11 protein-coding genes and 1 pseudogene are annotated in these 19349 nt (G+C 48.4%); 10 read left to right on the top strand and 2 right to left on the bottom strand.

The window, feature by feature from the left end; genetic code table 11:
* Positions 1–3: 3 nt before the first annotated feature.
* From KVT36_RS25750 to uxaC, 3 genes are all read left to right on the top strand, one after another.
* The gene (locus KVT36_RS25750; RefSeq protein WP_217606323.1) at positions 4–1899 is read left to right on the top strand and encodes a glycoside hydrolase family 88 protein; all 1896 of its coding nucleotides are present in this window, start codon (positions 4–6) and stop codon (positions 1897–1899) included.
* A gap of 103 nt (positions 1900–2002) precedes the next feature.
* Positions 2003–3535, top strand: a complete 1533-nt coding sequence (locus KVT36_RS25745) for a tagaturonate reductase (protein WP_254640202.1) — start codon at positions 2003–2005, stop codon at positions 3533–3535.
* Positions 3536–3546: 11 nt separating this feature from the next.
* Complete coding sequence (gene uxaC / locus KVT36_RS25740; protein WP_217606322.1) at positions 3547–4977, top strand: glucuronate isomerase; 1431 nt, start codon at positions 3547–3549, stop codon at positions 4975–4977.
* 44 nt (positions 4978–5021) lie between these two features.
* On the opposite strand, the gene KVT36_RS25735 is transcribed toward uxaC, so the two are convergent.
* On the bottom strand, positions 5022–5831 hold the full coding sequence (locus KVT36_RS25735; RefSeq protein WP_217606321.1) for an AraC family transcriptional regulator: 810 nt from the start codon (positions 5829–5831) through the stop codon (positions 5022–5024).
* Positions 5832–5987: 156 nt separating this feature from the next.
* Here KVT36_RS25735 and KVT36_RS25730 point away from each other — a divergent pair, with 156 nt between their 5' ends.
* On the top strand, positions 5988–8396 hold the full coding sequence (locus KVT36_RS25730) for a M1 family metallopeptidase (protein ID WP_217606320.1): 2409 nt from the start codon (positions 5988–5990) through the stop codon (positions 8394–8396).
* Between the two features lie 56 nt (positions 8397–8452).
* On the opposite strand, the gene KVT36_RS25725 is transcribed toward KVT36_RS25730, so the two are convergent.
* Complete coding sequence (locus KVT36_RS25725; RefSeq protein ID WP_217606319.1) at positions 8453–9295, bottom strand: DMT family transporter; 843 nt, start codon at positions 9293–9295, stop codon at positions 8453–8455.
* Between the two features lie 351 nt (positions 9296–9646).
* Between KVT36_RS25725 and KVT36_RS25720 the strand changes: the two genes are divergently transcribed.
* The 6 genes and pseudogenes from KVT36_RS25720 to KVT36_RS25695 all read left to right on the top strand — a co-directional run.
* Positions 9647–10651, top strand: a complete 1005-nt coding sequence (locus KVT36_RS25720; protein WP_217606318.1) for a LacI family DNA-binding transcriptional regulator — start codon at positions 9647–9649, stop codon at positions 10649–10651.
* Positions 10652–10835: 184 nt separating this feature from the next.
* Complete coding sequence (locus tag KVT36_RS25715; protein ID WP_254640201.1) at positions 10836–13781, top strand: TonB-dependent receptor; 2946 nt, start codon at positions 10836–10838, stop codon at positions 13779–13781.
* A 19-nt stretch (positions 13782–13800) separates the two neighbouring features.
* The gene (locus KVT36_RS25710; RefSeq protein ID WP_217606316.1) at positions 13801–15402 is read left to right on the top strand and encodes a RagB/SusD family nutrient uptake outer membrane protein; all 1602 of its coding nucleotides are present in this window, start codon (positions 13801–13803) and stop codon (positions 15400–15402) included.
* A 207-nt stretch (positions 15403–15609) separates the two neighbouring features.
* Positions 15610–17454: a glycoside hydrolase family 13 protein gene (locus tag KVT36_RS25705; RefSeq protein WP_217606315.1), complete on the top strand. Its 1845-nt coding sequence runs from the start codon at positions 15610–15612 to the stop codon at positions 17452–17454.
* Between the two features lie 171 nt (positions 17455–17625).
* The gene (gene pgmB, locus KVT36_RS25700) at positions 17626–18267 is read left to right on the top strand and encodes a beta-phosphoglucomutase (protein ID WP_217606314.1); all 642 of its coding nucleotides are present in this window, start codon (positions 17626–17628) and stop codon (positions 18265–18267) included.
* A 105-nt stretch (positions 18268–18372) separates the two neighbouring features.
* A pseudogene (locus tag KVT36_RS25695) lies at positions 18373–19349 on the top strand (glycoside hydrolase family 65 protein); the annotation flags it as partial.

The following is a 19349-nucleotide window of genomic DNA, read 5'->3' as shown; positions in this document are numbered from 1 at the left end:
CACATGCAGAAAACAAACGCATTATTCATCACCATACTGGCCCTGGCCCTCAGCGCCACCGTTGCTCACGCGCAGTCCGCTGCTATGGCCACTACCATGATGCGTAAATGGAAAGATTCCGCATCCAGCCCCCCCAACTGGACCTACGACCACGGGGTAGTGCTGGAAGGAATTGCCGGCCTGTGGCAAAATACCGGCGACGCCAGGTACTTCAGCTATGTGCAGCAAAGCATGGATCATTATATAGATGACCAGGGCAATATACGCACCTATAAAGCGCAGGACTATAACATAGATAATGTAAAGAACGGCACGCTGTTACTGTTGTTATACAGGGTAACCGGCCACGAGAAATATAAAAAAGCAGCAGAACACCTGCGGGAGCAGCTGCGTGCGCAACCCCGCACCAATGACGGCGGTTTCTGGCACAAGAAACGCTACCCTTACCAGATGTGGCTGGACGGCCTGTATATGGGCGAACCTTTTTATGCAGAATATGCAGCCCTGTTTCATGAGGATACTGCTTTCAATGATATTACCCGCCAGTTTGTGCTGATGGAAAAACATTCCCGGGATGATCGTACCGGCCTGTTGTACCATGGCTGGGATGAATCCCGGCAACAGCAATGGGCAGATAAAACTACCGGCCGCTCGCCCAATTTCTGGGACCGGGCTATGGGCTGGTATGGTATGGCCCTGGTAGATGTGCTGGACTATTTCCCCGCAGATCATAAAGGCCGGGATACGCTCATTGCTATCCTGAACCGCTATGCCGCTGCAGTAAAGAAATACCAGGACCCTGCTTCCGGCTGCTGGTACCAGGTAATGGATAAAGCAAAGGAAAAAGGTAATTACCTGGAAGCCTCCGGCTCCTGCATGTTCGTATATGCGTTGGAGAAAGGGGTAAGAAAAGGATATTTGCCGCTTACCTATCGTGCAGTAGCACAAAAAGGTTTTGCCGGTATTCAGAAACAGTTCGTTAAGCCGGCAGAAGCAGGCGGCGTAAACCTGGATGGCGTGTGCAGCGTAGCGGGTCTGGGCGGTAATCCCTACCGCGATGGCAGTTATGCCTATTACCTCAGCGAAAAGGTGGTGACCAATGACCCCAAGGGCGCAGGCGCTTATATTATGGCTGCCAATGAAATGGAAATGCTGCCTGCATTAAATACCGGCAAAGGGCTTACCGTTACTTTAGATCAGTACTTTAATAACGAATGGCGTAAGGATGCTTCCGGCCAAATGCAGCGCTGGCACTACGTATGGAACGAAAAGGATAACAATGGTTATTCCCTGTTAGGCCATGTATTTAACCGTTATGGCGTAGCGCTGGATACCTTGTCTGTAGCGCCTACTGCCGCCAACCTGAAGCACAGCAACATTTATCTCATAGTAGATCCGGATACGCAAAAGGAAACAGCCCGGCCTAATTACATGACAGCGCAGGATGCGGAGCAGCTGTACAACTGGGTAAAAGCGGGCGGTGTGCTGGTGATCATGGAAAATGATTCTGCCAATGCAGAGCTGCAGCATATTAACCTGTTAACAGAACGTTTTGGTATTCACTTTAATGAGGACAGCCGCAACCATGTGCAGGGACGGCGGTTTGAGCAGGGCGCATTACAGATCCCTGCCGGGCATCCCATTTTTGCGCACACCAAAAAAGTATATATTAAAGAGCTGAGCAGCATGACGGTGAAATCTCCCGCTACAGCTGTATATAAAGATGGGGACCATGTGTTGATGTCAGTGGCGCAGGTAGGCAAGGGCGCCGTATTCGCCGTAGGCGATCCCTGGTTTTACAATGAGTACGTGGATGGCAGAAAGCTGCCGCCGGAATACGAAAACTACCAGGCCGCTACAGACCTGGTGAACTGGTTGATTAAACAGGCTAAAAAATAAGTCCATGGTCCATTATCCATGGACCATAGATTACAAAGCACAACATATCATACAAGTATAGGTCATGGACTATCAGCCATGGACCAGGGACTAAAATAATGTCATGATGAAACAATTGTCTAAAGAACAATTATCAGCACTAAAAAGCAATACAGCTGTACAGATACCGGAAGCCTCCCATTTGCAGCTGCCGGAAAAGGTATTACAGTTTGGTACCGGTGTGCTGTTACGCGGCCTGCCGGATTATTTTATAGACAAAGCCAATAAAGCCGGCATATTCAACGGCAGGGTGGTGATCGTAAAGTCCACCGGCAAAGGCACTACTGATGCTTTTGCAGAGCAGGATGGCTTGTACACGCTTTGTGTACGTGGTATTGAGCAGGGGCAGCAGGTAGAAGAAAATATCCTGAACGCATCTATCAGCCGTGTATTAAGCGCAGCAGCAGAATGGCCGGCCATCTTACAATGCGCGGAAAATCCGGATATGCAGGTGATCATATCCAATACTACGGAGGTAGGCATCACCCTCACGGATGATAACGTACATGCCGCGCCACCGGCCTCTTTCCCGGGTAAATTACTGGCCTTCTTGTACCACCGTTACCAGCATTTTAACGGCGCAGCAGATAAAGGTATGGTCATTATTCCCACGGAGCTGATCGTGGACAATGGTAAAAAGTTAAAGGATATAGTTTTAGAGCTGGCTGCCCGTAATAGTTTGCCGGAAGCTTTTACCAGCTGGGTAGCGCAGTCAAATTATTTCTGCAGCTCGCTGGTAGACCGTATTGTGCCCGGAGCATTACCTGCAAAAGAGCAGGAGGCCATGCAGCAGGAGCTGGGTTATAAAGATGAGCTCATGATCATGTCGGAAGTTTACCGTTTATGGGCCATTGAAACCGGCAGCGATCTGGTAAAACAACGTTTAAGCTTCAGTGAAGCAGACAACGGTGTAGTGCTGGCGCCGGACATCAATGTATTCCGGGAGCTGAAGCTGCGCCTCCTGAACGGTACCCATACTTTTAGCTGCGGACTGGCAGTGCTGGCTGGTTTTACTACAGTACGCCAGGCCATGGAAGATGCGGATATGGAAGCCGCCATTGCCACGCTCATGTTACAGGAAATGGTACCGGCTATTACTGATATTTATATCACTGCTGCAGCAGCCACACAGTTTGCACATAGTGTGCTGGACCGCTTCCGTAATCCGCACCTCGCGCACCAGTGGATCAGCATCACTATGCAATACACCTCTAAAATGAAGATGCGTAATGTGCCTGTATTGCTGCGCCATTACAGCCGCACGCAGGAAGCGCCGCAGCTGATGGCATTAGGCTTTGCTGCCTACCTGCTGTTTATGCGCAGTGAGCAAACAGCAGAAGGGGAGTACAAAGGCACTGCAAACGGCAAGGCATACACGATAACAGACGATCATGCGGGCTGGTACCATGCCCAGTGGAAAAGCCTGGAACCTGGCGTGCTGGTGAGAACTGTGTTAAGCAATACCGCGCTGTGGGGTACGGATCTTACGGAGCTGAAAGGTTTTGCCACCGCGGTTACCAATATGCTCTCCGCCCTGTTACAGGAAGGCGCGGGCAGCCTGCTGAAAAAAGTTAATCATGTTAAGATGAGTGTATAAATTAATAAAGTATGAAAAAGTTCCTGGATGAGCATTTCCTATTAAACACAGCCACTGCTCAGCGATTATACCATGAGTATGCGAAAGAAATGCCGGTGATCGATTACCACTGCCACCTGCCGCCCGTACAAATAGCAGCGGATATGCAGTTTGAGAATTTAACACAGGCCTGGTTATACGGCGATCACTATAAGTGGAGGGCCATGCGTACCAACGGCGTGCATGAAAGTTACTGCACCGGTAATAAGCCGGATTGGGAAAAATTTGAGCAATGGGCCGCCACCGTACCCTATACTTTACGTAACCCGCTTTACCACTGGACGCACCTGGAGCTGCAGCGTTACTTTGATGTGAACGAAGTGCTCAATCCATCTTCTGCTGCCAGGATCTACGACGAGTGTACAGAAAAGCTGCAGGGCCCTGATTTCTCCGTACGCAACCTGCTGCGGAAAATGAAAGTAGCGCTGGTATGTACTACAGACGATCCGGTAGATACGCTGGAATACCATCAGCAGCTGAAAAAAGAAGGCTTCGAAATCCCCATCCTGCCCGCATTCCGCCCGGATGCTTCTATGAATGTGGATGATCCGGTAAAATATAATCAATACCTGGAAAAGCTGGGAAAGGCTTCTGATGTTACCATCAATACCTACCAGGACCTGCTGGATGCGCTGCGTAACCGGCACGATTTCTTTGCCGCTAATGGCTGCTCCGTATCAGACCATGGTATTGAAGAAATTTATGCAGATGATTTTACCGGTACGGAAATAGCGGCCATCTTCAAAAAAATAAGAGGGGGCGCCGCACTGTCACGGGAGGAGAACCGCAAGTTTAAATCCGCATTGCTGCTGGAGCTGGCAGAGTGGGACTGGGAAAAAGGCTGGGTGCAGCAATACCACCTGGGCGCTTTGCGTAATAACAATTCCCGCATGCTGCGCCAGCTGGGGCCTGATACCGGCTGGGATTCCATCGGAGATTTTTCACAGGCACGCGCCCTTGCCAGGTTCCTGGATCGTTTGGACGGGCAGGACAAGCTGGCCAAAACCATCCTGTACAACCTGAACCCATCCGATAATGAGCTGCTGGCTACTATGATCGGTAATTTCAATGATGGTTCTGTTGCAGGCAAAGTACAATTTGGTTCTGCCTGGTGGTTCCTGGATCAGAAAGATGGTATGATCAAACAGCTGAACGCCTTATCCAATATGGGTTTGCTGAGCCGTTTTGTAGGCATGCTCACTGATTCACGCAGCTTTTTGTCTTATCCACGCCATGAATATTTCCGCCGTATAGTATGTGAGCTGTTTGGCCAGGAAATTGAAAGCGGCGAGCTGCCGGATGATCTGCCCTGGGTAGGTAAGGTGGTGCAGGACATCTGCTATTTTAATGCACAACAATATTTCAACTGGCAGTTCCTGGAACAACAGGTAGCCATTTCATAACGCATCTTTCACATTGTTTTAAGCTTCCCTTTTTACACGCCGGCCTACGCTGTTGCTTTCCTGTATTGCAGCGGTGTAAGGCCGGTTATCTTTTTGAAGATGCGGCCGAAATGGCTTTGATCAGCGAAGTTACACTCCACGGCAATCTGCGCCAGGTTCTGCTGCGTGTGCCGCAATAACGTGCAGGCGCGGTCTGTCTTTAGCTGGTTTACATATTCACCGATACTTACGCCATACGCTTTCTTAAATGCCCGCACAATATGAAAGGGGCTCATTTGTGTAATGGCTGATAATTCTGCCAGCGCTACCGGTTCCTGCTGTTCATGCAGTATTTCTTTTACCATGCGCAGCCAGCTGGGCACATCGTTATGCAATGCTTTTTCCCGCAGGAATAAAGCCATGCATTCCAGCGTAAGGCCTTCTATCATCAGGTTAGACCAGGCATGGTATTGCTGGAACTCCGCCTGCATTTTATGGATCAGTAGTTTTAATGCCGTGCTTTTTAAGCGGGCAATTTTAGTAAGGGTGAAAGGTCCTGCTTCAAATTTACTGAGCCAGGCCGCATCTATTTCTATATTAAAGCAGCTGGCAGCAGCTACCGGGAATGCATTGCTGTGTGCAATACCCGCCGGGTGAAAAACAATATCTTCCTGTTCGCAGATCAGCTTACCGGAAACAGATTGCTCCTGGTAGCTGCCATGCTGTACATAACAGAGATAGCTGTTTTCATGAAAATGATCGGGCAACGTAGTGTGAACAGGGTAGTTGCTTAAAGTAAGGATCACCCCTTTGGTTTGCACTTTCTTCTGAATGTTGCCATAATAATCCCCCTGGTGTAAGATACTGCGGCTCATAAATGTATTTAATGAATAAAGGTACCAATAGCAAGATAGTAACAAAACCGCAATAACGTACTATCCCGTGCCAATGCGCCATCCTAGCTTTGTGGCATTAAATGCCAACGGATGAACACGCAATTTTTTTTAATAACGGTCTTTTTCCTTCTTATCATGTTACCTGCTAAAGCGCAGCAGCCGGGTGTTTACCGGGAGACGGCTCCGAAGGTCAATAGCTTGGTGCATACGGAGCTGGAAGTGCGTTTTGACAATCACAAAGAGCTGCTGTTTGGTAAGGCCTGGATCACATTACAGCCGTATGCTTATACGGTGAATTCACTTACGCTGGATGCAAAGACTATGCTCATCCACGAGCTGGCCTTAATAAAAGCCGGTAAAAAGCAACCGCTAAAATATACTTATGACAGCGCCCAATTGCACATAAGGCTGGATAAAACTTACCGCCCCGGCGAAAAGTATACCATCTATATTGCCTATACCGCGCAGCCGGCATTGGTTAAATCGCAAGGCAGCAGTGCCATTACCAGCGCCCGCGGTTTATATTTCACGAACCCGGATAGCACTATTCCCGGAAAGCCGGTACAGATCTGGACCCAGGGCGAAACAGAAGCATCCTCCGCCTGGTTTCCCACCATCGATAAGCCCAATCAGAAGATGACCACAGAGATCCGCATGAGGGTGCCTGCTGCTTATACAACCCTCTCCAACGGCCGTTTAGCGGCGCAACATTCCAATGGCGATGGCACCCGTACAGATACCTGGAAAATGGAGCTGCCGCATGCGCCTTACCTGGTAATGATGGCCACCGGTATGTATTACATCTATAAAGACAAATGGAAGAATAAAGAAGTAAGCTATTACGTGGAGCCGGCACAGGCGCCTTATGCAAAAAAGCTGTTTGCCAACACCCCGGAGATGATGAACTTTATTTCCAATACCCTGGGTGTAGACTATCCATGGAATAAATATGCGCAGATCATTGTACGGGATTTTGTGAGCGGCGCCATGGAAAATACTACTGCCACTGTACATGGCGATTTCACTTACCAGAACGACCGGCAGCTGATCGATGACCGCGTTTGGGACGGCAACATTGTACATGAGCTGTTTCACCAGTGGTTTGGCGATTATGTAACCACGGAAAGCTGGAGTTACCTTACCGTGAATGAATCTTTTGCCAACTACAGCGAAACCCTGTGGCAGGAATACAAATACGGCCAGGATGCCGGTGATTACACCAACAACAAAGCGTTGGAAATATACCTGGATGGCGGCCCGGCAGACGAACAAAAGAACCTGGTGCGTTTTTATTACGATACGCAGGAAGATGTGATAGACCGCGTTACTTACCAGAAAGGCGGCCGTATCCTGCACATGCTGCGCAACTACCTGGGTAAGGAAGTGTTTTACAAAGGCCTGCGCCTGTACCTTACGCAGAACGCCTTTAAAACAGGAGAAGTGCAGCAGCTGCGTTTAGCCCTGGAAGAAGCTAGCGGACTGGATCTTAACTGGTTCTTTAACCAATGGTACTATGGCAGCGGACATCCTTACCTGGACATTCAGTATAACTGGGACGCTGCTACGAAAACACAAACCGTGTATGTACAGCAAACACAGGCCGGTAAAATATTTACTCTTCCTTTCGCCATTGATATATATACTAACGGGAAAAAAGAACGCCACGAAGTATGGATGAAGCAAAAAGCGGATACTTTCCGCTTTGCTTTGCCCACCCGCCCGGAGCTGGTGAATGTAGATGCAGATAAAGTATTGATCGCGGTAAAAACAGATCATAAATCTTTGCAGGAATATGCCTGTCAGTATTTTCATGCCCCCCTGTACATGGACCGCCTGGAAGCCATTCAAAAAACAGCAGCCGTACAGCAGGATGCTGATGCCCGCAAAGTATTGGTAGCCGCCTGTAAAGATAAATTCTTCCGCCTGCGCATTACCGCCATGGATTCGCTGAACATGCAGCAGCCGGAAGTAAAAGCTGCTGCACTGCCGGTATTACTGAACCTGGCCAGGACAGACAGTTTTACCCTGGTGCAGGCCGCGGCCATCAAAGCCATTGGCAGGCTGAAAGACACTACTTACATGCCCCTGTTCCGGGAAAAAATAAACAGCCGTTCCTATGGCGTACAGGCAGCTGCGCTAAGCGCCATGGCAGCCGTGAATATGCCGGAAGCAAAACGTTACGCCGCCATGCTGGAAAAAGACAGTAAAGATTATTTAAACTGGGCGCTGGCTGCGGTGTACGTAATGTCCGGCGATACCACAAAGCTGGATTTCTTCAGCCGCACGCTGGACAGCATGTTCACTAATATGAAATCGCGCGTAGTAGTGGGTTATCTGAAGCTGCTGGAACAAACCAGCGATAATGTTACGTTCACTGACAACTTTGAAAAAGCGCTGAAACATGTGCGTGATTATAAACCCTATCATTTGCAGGGCCGGTTTGTACCCATCCTGCAATCCATAAAGGACCGGAAAACTGCCGCACACCTGGATACCCAGGCCAATATGGCAAGCGCCGCTATTAAAGAAATGACCGCGCCGTGAAATGATAATGTAAAAGGTAATGCAGCTGCTATTGGCTGCATTACCTTTTCATAATCCTACTCCTTACTTCGTTTCTGCCCAATCATCATTGCAAACAACATCACACCCACTCCTGCCCATTGCAGCAGCGACATGTTTTCCTTTAACACCAGGTGCGCCGTAACTACCGCCACCGGCAGCTCTGCTGTCATGAGTATAGCGCCCAGCACTACACCGGTTTTCGGGATCCCGGCAGCAAACAGCAAAGGCGGAATAATAGTCCCAAAGAAAGCAAGGAACAGGGCCCATTTGGCTAAGCCCATTGATAACTGCCCGTCAAATAAAAAATGAGGCCTGGCAATTATAAAGATGATGATCGTGGACCCCGTCATCATCAGCGCGCTCTTTTTTAATGCCGGCAAGGTATTGCCTACCCGCCCGCTGGCCACTACATAAATGCCGTAAACAGCAGCGGAACCCATGGATAACAGGATGCCTTTCAGCGACAATGTTCCCCGTGCATCAGCTACCCCGCTGGCCATTACTGTACCAGCCATGATCAGCAGCATGGCCGCCAGCTGCAGCGCTGCAGGCCGTTTCCGGAAAAATGCCCATTCCAGCAGCATGCTGATCCAGGTAAATTGCATCAGGAAAATAATAGCTACGGAGGCGGGGATCCATTTAACAGACAAGTAATATAAATGCGTGCATAACCCAATGGTGGTGCCGGCCAGCAGCACCGGCCATACAGGCCCCCGGCCCCCTTCCCGCTTACGGGTCAGTATATATAATAACCATAAAACGCACATACCCAAACAAGCCTGGGAGCCGGAAATATCGCCGGTGGCATAACCTTCCTGGTAGGCAACTTTTACAAAAGTAGAGAGGATGCCGAAGCAGCAGGCCCCGGCAAAAACCATGATAATATATTTGAGCATTGAATAAAAAACATTGTAATGCACTGCCACAAAGCCTTTCACAGCCTTGGTAAAGCGCGGTGAATAAACCGGATCTAAAAAAGGAAGGGCAGGGGATTACAGCACCGGCATTAGCTGCCGGCTATAAATAGAAAGTAACAGGGAGCCTGTACTTATTTGCCTGCCTTTGTATAAGGCGGCGGGGGAGGGGTGGAAAAGCTGCCAATGGCGTTCAGGCGGGCAGCAGTAAGGTGAAATATTCCGGGCAAAGTCATATCAAAAAATTAATCCGTATAAAAATACGCAATTTATTAGCTAAATTTTATCGTTCAAATATATTGTAATTTCGCGCCGATGGATAAAGTTGATATTAAAGAGCTGGCAAAGGACCTGAAATTGTCCACATCAACCGTGTCAAGAGCTTTCCGGGGCAATAGCGATATCAATGCGCAAACAAAAGAGCGCATCCTGGCCCGCGCACGGGAGCTGAACTACCAGCCGAACCTCTATGCCAGCAACCTGCGGGAGAAAAAGAGTAATACTATTGCCATCATTGTACCGGAGCTGGCCAACGATTTCTTTTCACAGGCCATCAAAGGGATTGAGCGGGTAGCAAGGGAAAAGGGTTATCATTCGCTGATCTACGTTACGGATGATGAATACCAGCTGGAAGTTTCCATTATCAATGATCTCTCCAATGGCCGGGTAGATGGCATTATTATGTCGGCCTCCGGTGAGGCCAAAGATCATAATTACCTGAAACAGCTGAAAAAGAGGCATATGCCCCTGGTATTTTTTGACCGGGTGTATGATGATATAGATGTAGCCAAGGTAACTACCAACGATTATGAAAGCAGCTTTAATGCCACCAGGCACCTGGTAGCAGCCGGTTGTAAGAAGATCGTTTTCCTGGTGATCAACAAAAGCCTGTCTATCGGTAACGTACGTATGCAGGGGTATGTGGATGCGCTGGCAGCAGAAGGCATTCCCTTTAACAAAGACCTGGTGATAGATTGCAGCAATGATCATAAAAAAAGCTACAATATCATCTCCAAAGTTTTAACCACCATAAAACCGGATGGGGTGTTTGCCGCTGTAGAGCGCCTGGCCATTGTGAGTTATTATGTTTGCCAGGATCTGAATATCAACATCCCAAAAAAAGTAAAGATCATCAGTTTTTCCAGCCTGGAAATTGCACCGCTGTTAAGTCCTTCGCTCACCACCATCACGCAACCCGCACGGGACCTGGGTGTGCACGCTGCGCAGCTGCTGTTCAAATCACTGGAAAGTGGTGCGCCGGTACAGGATCACGTAGTGCTGAAGTCTAAGATCATTCCGCGGAAATCTACCAGTTCCTGAACGGATTTAAAATTTTTTTTGCAGTTCCGGAAATTCATTTACTTTAGCGGCATCGTTATGTAATATTTTTTTACCACGTTTCGGGAACGTTCCCGGTATCGTTCCCGGGCTTAACTAAACTGAACAAAAATTTCACAGGATGCAAAAACTACGCCTTCTCAAGTATTTATTACTGTTGTGCTTTATGGCGTGTTCCCTTATCACCTATGCACAAACAGGTAATATCAGCGGAAAGGTGACCGACGAAACAGGTCAGCCGCTACCCGGAGCCACCGTGTTCATTAAGGGAACTAATCAGAATACCATCGCAGGCCCGGATGGCAGTTTCAAATTGCCGGTTACCAGCGGTAATGTTATTGTAGTAATAAGAATGATCGGTTATCAGCCCATAGAGCGGCCTTTCACCATTAACGGCGCATTGCAGCAGGATTTCCAGCTCAGCGCAGATACCCGGGGACTGAATGAAGTAGTGGTAGTAGGGTATGGTACCCAAAAGAAAAGCGACCTTACCGGATCTATCACCGCCATCAGCTCCAAAGATTTTAATAAAGGTACTGTTACCACACCGGAACAGCTGATCACCGGCAGGGTAGCAGGCGTGCAAATCTCTTCCAACGGCGGTGCACCGGGCGCCGGTAGTAAGATCCGCATCCGTGGCGGTTCTTCCCTGAATGCCAGCAACGATCCGCTGATAGTGGTAGATGGAGTGCCGTTGGATAACGCCGAAGTAAAAGGTACCTCCAACCCCTTAAGCTTCATTAACCCCAATGATATTGAAACCTTCAATATCCTGAAAGATGCTTCTGCAACAGCTATCTATGGTTCACGCGCTTCCAATGGTGTGATCATCATCACCACCAAAAAAGGAAAAGTAGGGGATCAGCTGCGTGTGAACTTCAGCACCATCAACTCCCTGTCGCAGAAAGAAGGTATTGTGCCGGTATTATCTGCAGACCAGTTCCGCCAGGTAGTGAACGAGCATGGTACCGCTGCGCAGAAAGCATTGCTGGGCACCGCCAATACCAACTGGCAGGATGCTATTTACCGCACTGCTTTTAGTACGGATAATAACCTGAACCTTAGCGGCGCTTTGAAATCACTGCCCTACCGCGTATCAGTAGGTTTTACAAACCAGGATGGTATCCTTAAAACCTCCAGCATGCGCCGCCAGTCTGCCAGTATCAGCTTAAGCCCGCACCTGTTGGATGATCATTTAAAAATAGACCTGAATGTAAGAGGCGCTATCACCAACAACCGTTTTGCAGACCAGGAAGCCATTAATGCTGCCGTGGCTTTTGATCCCACGCAACCCATTCACACAACAAATGCATTTGGTAACTATTTTGAATGGCTGGATCCTACCACCAATAACACCGCGCCTAACACGCTGGCTACCCGCAACCCTTTGAGCATGCTGGAGCTGAAGAATGATAAAGGCGAAGTAAAAAGAAGCCTGGGTAATATCGCATTCGATTATAAATTTCATTTCCTGCCGGAATTAAGAGCTAACCTGAACCTGGGTTACGATGTATCCAAAACAGAAGGTCGTACCCTGGTACCGGCTAATGCAGGTAACTTATTTAACCGCGGCGGTATGAATAAACCTTATTCACAAACGCGCAATAACAAACTGCTGGATTTTTACCTGAACTATGCAAAAGACCTGAAAGGCATCAGCAGCCGTATTGATGTAACAGGTGGTTACTCTTACCAGGATTTCATCCGTACAGAACCAACTTACGCTGATCTGAACGCAAAAGGAGATACCATCAACGCCGCCGGTGTACCATTCAAAACACAGAATACCTTAGTATCATTTTTCGGAAGATTGAATTATACCTTGCTGGACCGCTACCTGTTAACAGTTACCATACGCCGCGACGGATCATCCCGTTTCCGGCAGCACTGGGGTACTTTCCCTTCAGCAGCACTGGCCTGGCGTATTAACCAGGAAGCTTTCCTGAAAAATTCCAAAACCGTTTCTGACCTGAAACTGCGTGTAGGCTATGGTGTTACAGGCCAGCAGGATTTTGCCGGACTCTTAACGGATTATCCTTACCTGCCCCGTTATACCCTCAGTGATCCTACTGCGCAATATCAGTTTGGTAACAGCTATTACCTTACCCTGCGCCCGGAAGGTTATGATGCCAACATCAAATGGGAAGAAACAAAAACCTACAACGCCGGCCTGGACTTCGGTTTCCTGAATAACCGTATTTCCGGCAGCGTGGATTATTATGTAAAGAAAACAAAAGACCTGCTGAGCGTAATACCGGTAGCAGCCGGCTCCAACCTTACCAACCAGCTGCTTACCAACGTAGGTAACATTGAAACAAAAGGTATTGAGTTCACCCTGAATGCTACGCCCATCAGCACCAAAGACTTTAGCTGGGATGCAGGTTTTAACTTCACCTACAATACCATAAAGATCACTAACCTTACCAAGGTACAGGATCCCAAGGCGCAGGGCATACCCATAGGTACTATTTCCGGCGGTACCGGTAACACGGTTGAGATCCACTCTGTAGGTTACGCACCCTTCTCTTACTATGTATACAAACAAGTGTATAAAGATGGTAAACCGGTAGAAGGGCAGTATGAAGACCTGAATAAGGACGGGCAGATAACACAGGATGACCGTTACCGTTATAAATCACCCAATCCTAAATTCCTGTTAGGATTCAACTCACAGTTCGGTTATAAAAGCTGGAACCTGGGATTCTCTTTACGCGGCAGCATTGGCAACTATGTATATAACAATGCCAGCTCCAACAACGGCGCTTACCGCAACTTCTCTTACCAGAACTACCTGGCCAACATGTCAACCAGCATAAATGAAACCGGTTTTGCAGTGAACCAGTATTTCTCTGATTATTACGTAGAAAATGCTTCTTTCCTGCGCATGGATAACCTGAGCCTGGGTTATAACTTCAAACACCTGTTAAGGGATAAGGTAAACCTGCGTGTATCCGCCACCGTACAAAACCTGTTCGTGATCACCGGTTACAGCGGCCTGGATCCTGAATTGGGGAATGATAAAGTGGGCACCACCAATGTAGGCGAAGGTATAGACAATAAGTTCTATCCCCGTCCCCGCGTGTATTCCCTGGGTGTGAATCTTGATTTTTAATTGACCAAAACCGGAAAAAATGATAAAGCAATATATCAATAAATGGGTAGTGGCCGGCTGTGTGAGTATGACCTTACTGGCAGGATCCTGCACCAAAGACCTGGACCGTGTGCCGTTCTACGATCAAACATCGGCCAGTGTATATAACGATTTTAAGAATTACAAATCCATCCTGGCCAAGCTGTATGCAGGTTATGCTATCAGCGGTCAGCAAGGGCCTGCAGGCAAACCGGACCTTACCGGTATTGACGAAGGTTTTTCCAACTACATCCGCCAGTACTGGTCCGCACAGGAGCTGTCTACAGATGAAGCAGTAATATCCTGGAACGACGGTACTTTGTCGGACTATCACAAAATGACCTGGACCTCCAGCAATGAATTTATTAAAGCTACATACGATCGTATCTTCTACGAAATAGTCGTGTGTAATGAGTTCATTCGTGAAACAACAGACGATAAGCTGAGTAGCCACAGCATCAGCGGCACAGACCTGGAAGAGGCAAAACACTTCCGCGCAGAAGCACGTTTCTTAAGAGCCCTGGCTTACTGGCATGCGCTGGACCTGTTTGGTAACGTGCCTTTTTCTACAGAAACAGATGAGGTGAGCGCATCCTTTTTTCCAAAACAGATCAACCGCACCGACCTGTTCAATTACATAGAAGCAGAGCTGAAAGCTATTGATGCTGACCTGGTAGATGCCCGCCAGAATGAGTATGGCCGCGCAGATAAAGCCGCTGCCTGGACCCTGCTGGCAAAGCTGTACCTGAATGCAGAAGTATATATTAAACAACCGAAATACACGGAAACCATTGCTTATTGCACTAAAGTGATTAGTGCAGGATATGCACTGTCAGACGAATACCGTAAGCTGTTCCTGACAGATAACAACACCTCTCCTGAGATCATTTTCCCCATCACGTTTGATGGCATCCGCACCAAAACCTACGGCGGCATGACCTTCCTGGTGCATGCAGCAGTAGGCGGCAGCATGCCCGCAGCCAGCTTTGGCATTAACGGCGGATGGGCCGGTTTGCGTACTACCAAAGCTTTTGTAGGACAGTTTGCCGATCCTTCCGGCAACACGGACAAACGCGCCATGTTCTACACCAGCGGGCAAAACCTGGAGATCAACGACATCTTTACATTTACCGATGGTTATGCCATTGGCAAGTACCGTAACGTAAGCAGCACAGGTGTGCACGGCTCTGACCAGACAGGCGATTTTCCGGATACGGATTACCCGATGTTCCGCCTGGCAGATGTGTACCTGATGTATGCAGAAGCAGTAGTGCGCGGCGGTACCGGCGGCAGTGCTGCAACAGCCCTGCAATATGTGAACGACTTACGTACACGTGCCTACGGAAATGCTAATGGTATTATTACGGCGCCACAGCTTACACAGGATTTCATTCTTGCAGAAAGAGGCCGTGAGCTGTTCTGGGAAGGACAGCGCAGAACAGACCTGATCCGCTTTGGTAAATTTACCGGCAGCAGCTACCTGTGGCCCTGGAAAGGCAATGTGAAGGAAGGCAAGGCAGTGGATGATTACCGCACATTGTATCCCATTCCTGCTGCTGACAGAACTGCAAATCCGAATTTGGAACAAAACACAGGATATTGATTCAATTACGAATTGGCAATTACGACCCCGCCAAGGCGGTGCATGAATGCCATTGAAAATAATCATGATATGAATAATTGCGAATAGAGTACTACGTGGAGGCAGATTGTTTATTGTGAAGGTTGCAACACAATCGCGTTATTTAATCGCTGCATTTTAATTCGTAATTCGTAATTGATAATTCGTAATTTAAGAACAGAGTTTTACATGAAACAGCTTTGTCTAATAATCGTACTATTTCTAACCGTAACTACTTCCTCTGCACAGCTGCCGCCGCTGGAGCGCATCGAGCCCGCATCCTGGTGGGCAGGGATGCAGCAGCCCTTCCTGCAGTTAATTGTACATGGGGATAAGATAGCGGAACGTAATGTGCAGCTGGAATACCCCGGCGTAACCTTAAAGGAGGTGCATAAGGTAGAAAATCCAAACTACCTGTTTGTAGACCTGGATATTACCACGGCCGCTAAACCGGGTACTTTTAAGCTCCGGTTTACCAGACCCGGCGCAAAGGAGATCAGCTATAACTATGAGCTGAAAGCCCGTAACCATGCAGCAAAAGCGCAGGGCATCACCAATAAGGACCTGGTATATCTTATAATGCCGGACCGTTTTGCCAATGGCGATAAAAGCAACGACATTGTAAAAGGTATGCAGCAAACCACCCTCAACCGGGATTCTATGTATTACCGGCACGGCGGCGATCTGCAGGGCATTATTGATCACCTGGATTATCTGCAGGACTTGGGCATTACCACGTTGTGGCTAAACCCTGTACTGGAAAACGACCAGCCTTCCGCATCCTATCACGGTTATGCCGCTACGGAAAATTACCGCATTGACCGCCGTTATGGTAACAACGAGCTGTATAAAAAACTAACAGACGAGCTGCATAAGCGCGGCATGAAAATGATCCAGGACCTGGTGCATAATCACATTGGCAGCCGTCACTGGACCATGCTGGACCTGCCTTCCAAAGACTGGGTACATCAATGGCCGGAATTTACCCGCTCTAATTTCAAGGAGCAGCCCATCTTTGACCCCTACGCAGCACAAGCCGATAAAAAGCTCATGACCGATGGCTGGTTCGATCTTCACATGCCGGACATGAACCAGGTGAACCCTTACGTGCGTAATTATTTTACACAAAGCCATATCTGGTGGATAGAATATGCAGGTGTGGATGGTTTCCGCCTGGATACCTACGGTTATAACGATGCCGGGTATATGAAAGAGTGGGCGGAGGCCATGAAAAAAGAATATCCCCAGCTTACTTTCTTTGGCGAAACCTTTGTGCATGGCGTGCCTAACCAGGCCGTGTTTACACAAGGCAATACCCTTAACCATGGCTTTGATACGGAATTACAGGGTGTAACGGACTTCCAGTTCCTCTGGGCTGTTTCAGACCTGGTGAATGGCAAAACCAAAGCGCAGGACGGCGTTACCGGCCTGTATAATATGCTGTCCAATGATTTTGTATACCAGGATGCTACCCGTAACGTGATCTTCCTGGATAATCATGACCTGAGCCGTTTCTTTTCCGTTACCAACGAAAACATTGCTAAGTATAAGATGGCGCTGGCCTGCATGCTGACCACCCGTGGTATTCCGCAGCTTTATTACGGCGCAGAAATATTAATGAAGAATTTCTGTAATCCCGATGGCCTGGTGCGGGAAGATTTTAAGGGCGGATGGGCAGGTGATAGCGTGAACAAGTTCAGCGCTGCCGGCCGTACTGCTGCAGAGAACGAAGTGTTTGACTACCTGCGTAAGCTGGCTAATTACCGCAAACAGAACGAAGTGCTGCAAACCGGTAAGCTGATGCAATATGTACCGGAAAACGGGATATATGTGTATTTTCGTTACAACAACGGCAAAACCGTGATGGTGATCCTGAATGCAAATGACACTCCCCAAAGCCTGGCTGCTGCAAGATTTACAGAACGGATCAATGGGTTTAGCAAAGCCCTGGACATTATCACCGGTAAAGAACAATCCATAACAGATACCATCAGCGTCCCGGCGAATACCACGCTGGTGCTGGAATTAAAATAATCAGAACGCTGAATGCCAAATGCCGGACGCTGCAACAGCACAAGGGAATTGAAAATAGCGTTTGGCGTTTGGTATTCAGCGTTCTTTAATTACCGTTGCCGCATAGCAATAAACATTAACAACAAAACACAGGCAGTTTTATGCTTTCCGCTTTCTGCCTTCAGCTTTTTTATGATCCAAGCATGTATTTTTGATCTCGATGGTGTAATAGTAGATACAGCCGTGTATCACTACAAATCCTGGAAGAAACTGGCCCAGGAGCTGGAATTTGATTTTACCGAAGCACAGAACGAAAAGCTGAAAGGCCTTAGCCGCATGCGTTCCCTGCAGCTGATCCTGGAATGGGGCGGGGTAGATAAAACGCCGCTGGAACAGCAGGAGCTGGCCACCCGCAAGAACGACTGGTATGTAGCAATGATCAACCGCATGACGCCGCAGGACATATTACCCGGCGTAGAGGCATTCCTGCAGCAGGCACGGGCTGCCGGTTTAAAAACCGGATTAGGTTCTGCCAGCAAAAATGCAGGCCTCATCCTGGAAAAGACAGCGTTATTACACCTCTTTGATGCGATCGTGGACGGCAATACCGTTACCGCATCCAAACCTGATCCCGAAGTATTTCTCCAATGCGCCAAACTATTAAATATATCACCCGCACATTGTGTGGTATTTGAGGATGCCATTGCCGGCATAGCAGCAGCCAAAGCCGCCGGCATGAAAGTCATTGGCATAGGGGATTCCACCATACTGCAAGGCGCAGATGAAGTGATCCCCGGGTTAGATCATATGAATCTTGGAAAGCTTAAAGCATAAAGCAGAAAGCGCAAAGCATAAAGCATAAAGCAGAAAGCTGGAATGCAGCAAAACATAATAAGCTTTATGCTTTATCCTTTCTGCTTTCAGCTCAAAAAAACAAAAATGAAGCAGTACATCAAAACAGATGAATGGAATATCATCGAAGAAGGATTTGATCCCCATCGCAATAAAATATCTGAAAGCCTTTTCAGTATTGGCAATGGCCGTATGGGCCAGCGCGCCAACTTTGAAGAAGCCTACTCCGGTGAAACACTGTCCGGCAATTATGTAGCCGGTGTGTATTATCCCGATAAAACCCGCGTGGGATGGTGGAAGAACGGTTATCCCGAATATTTTGCCAAAGTGCTGAATGCCGCCAACTGGATCGGTATAGATATACGTATAAATGATGAGGTGCTGGATCTGCACACCTGCACGGTGAGCAATTTCCGTCGGGTGCTGAATATGAAGGCCGGTTACCTGGAACGTTCCTTTACAGCCACCCTTAACAGCGGCAAACAGGTGCGCGTGCACACACAGCGTTTCTGCAGCATTGCAGATGATGAAGCAGGCGCCATCCGTTACCGCATTACCCCGCTGAACTTTGACGGCCAGCTTACCATCACGCCTTTTATAGACGGTGATGTAAAGAACCAGGATGCTAACTATGACGAAAAATTCTGGGAAGAGGTAAGCCGTGAAGCCACCAGCCAGGGCTCTTTCCTGACCCTGCGCACCAGGAAAACGGGTTTTGATGTATGCACCGGTATGCAATTCAAAGTTTGCAGGGAAGGCGTGGAAGTAGCATCCCCGGCCCTTCCGGTAGAAGCAGAAAAATACGTGGCTGGCCGTGTAGTGGTATCCGTGAGTGCTAACCAGGAGATCACCATTTTTAAATATGCCGCTAATCTTTCTTCAGAGAATCATGCAAGGGAAGATCTTATAGGCGCCTGCAAACAGGTGATAGCGCACATTTACGCCAAAGGTTTTGACCGCATGCTGGAAGAGCAGGCGGCAGCATGGGCCGCCAAATGGGAGGAGAGTGATATTATCATCACCGGTGACGCAGCCGCGCAGCAGGGCATCCGTTTCAATATTTT

This window comes from Chitinophaga sp. GbtcB8 (genome assembly GCF_019091455.1).
In the GTDB taxonomy this organism is placed as follows: domain Bacteria; phylum Bacteroidota; class Bacteroidia; order Chitinophagales; family Chitinophagaceae; genus Chitinophaga.
This window is presented reverse-complemented; position numbering and strand designations above follow the sequence as displayed.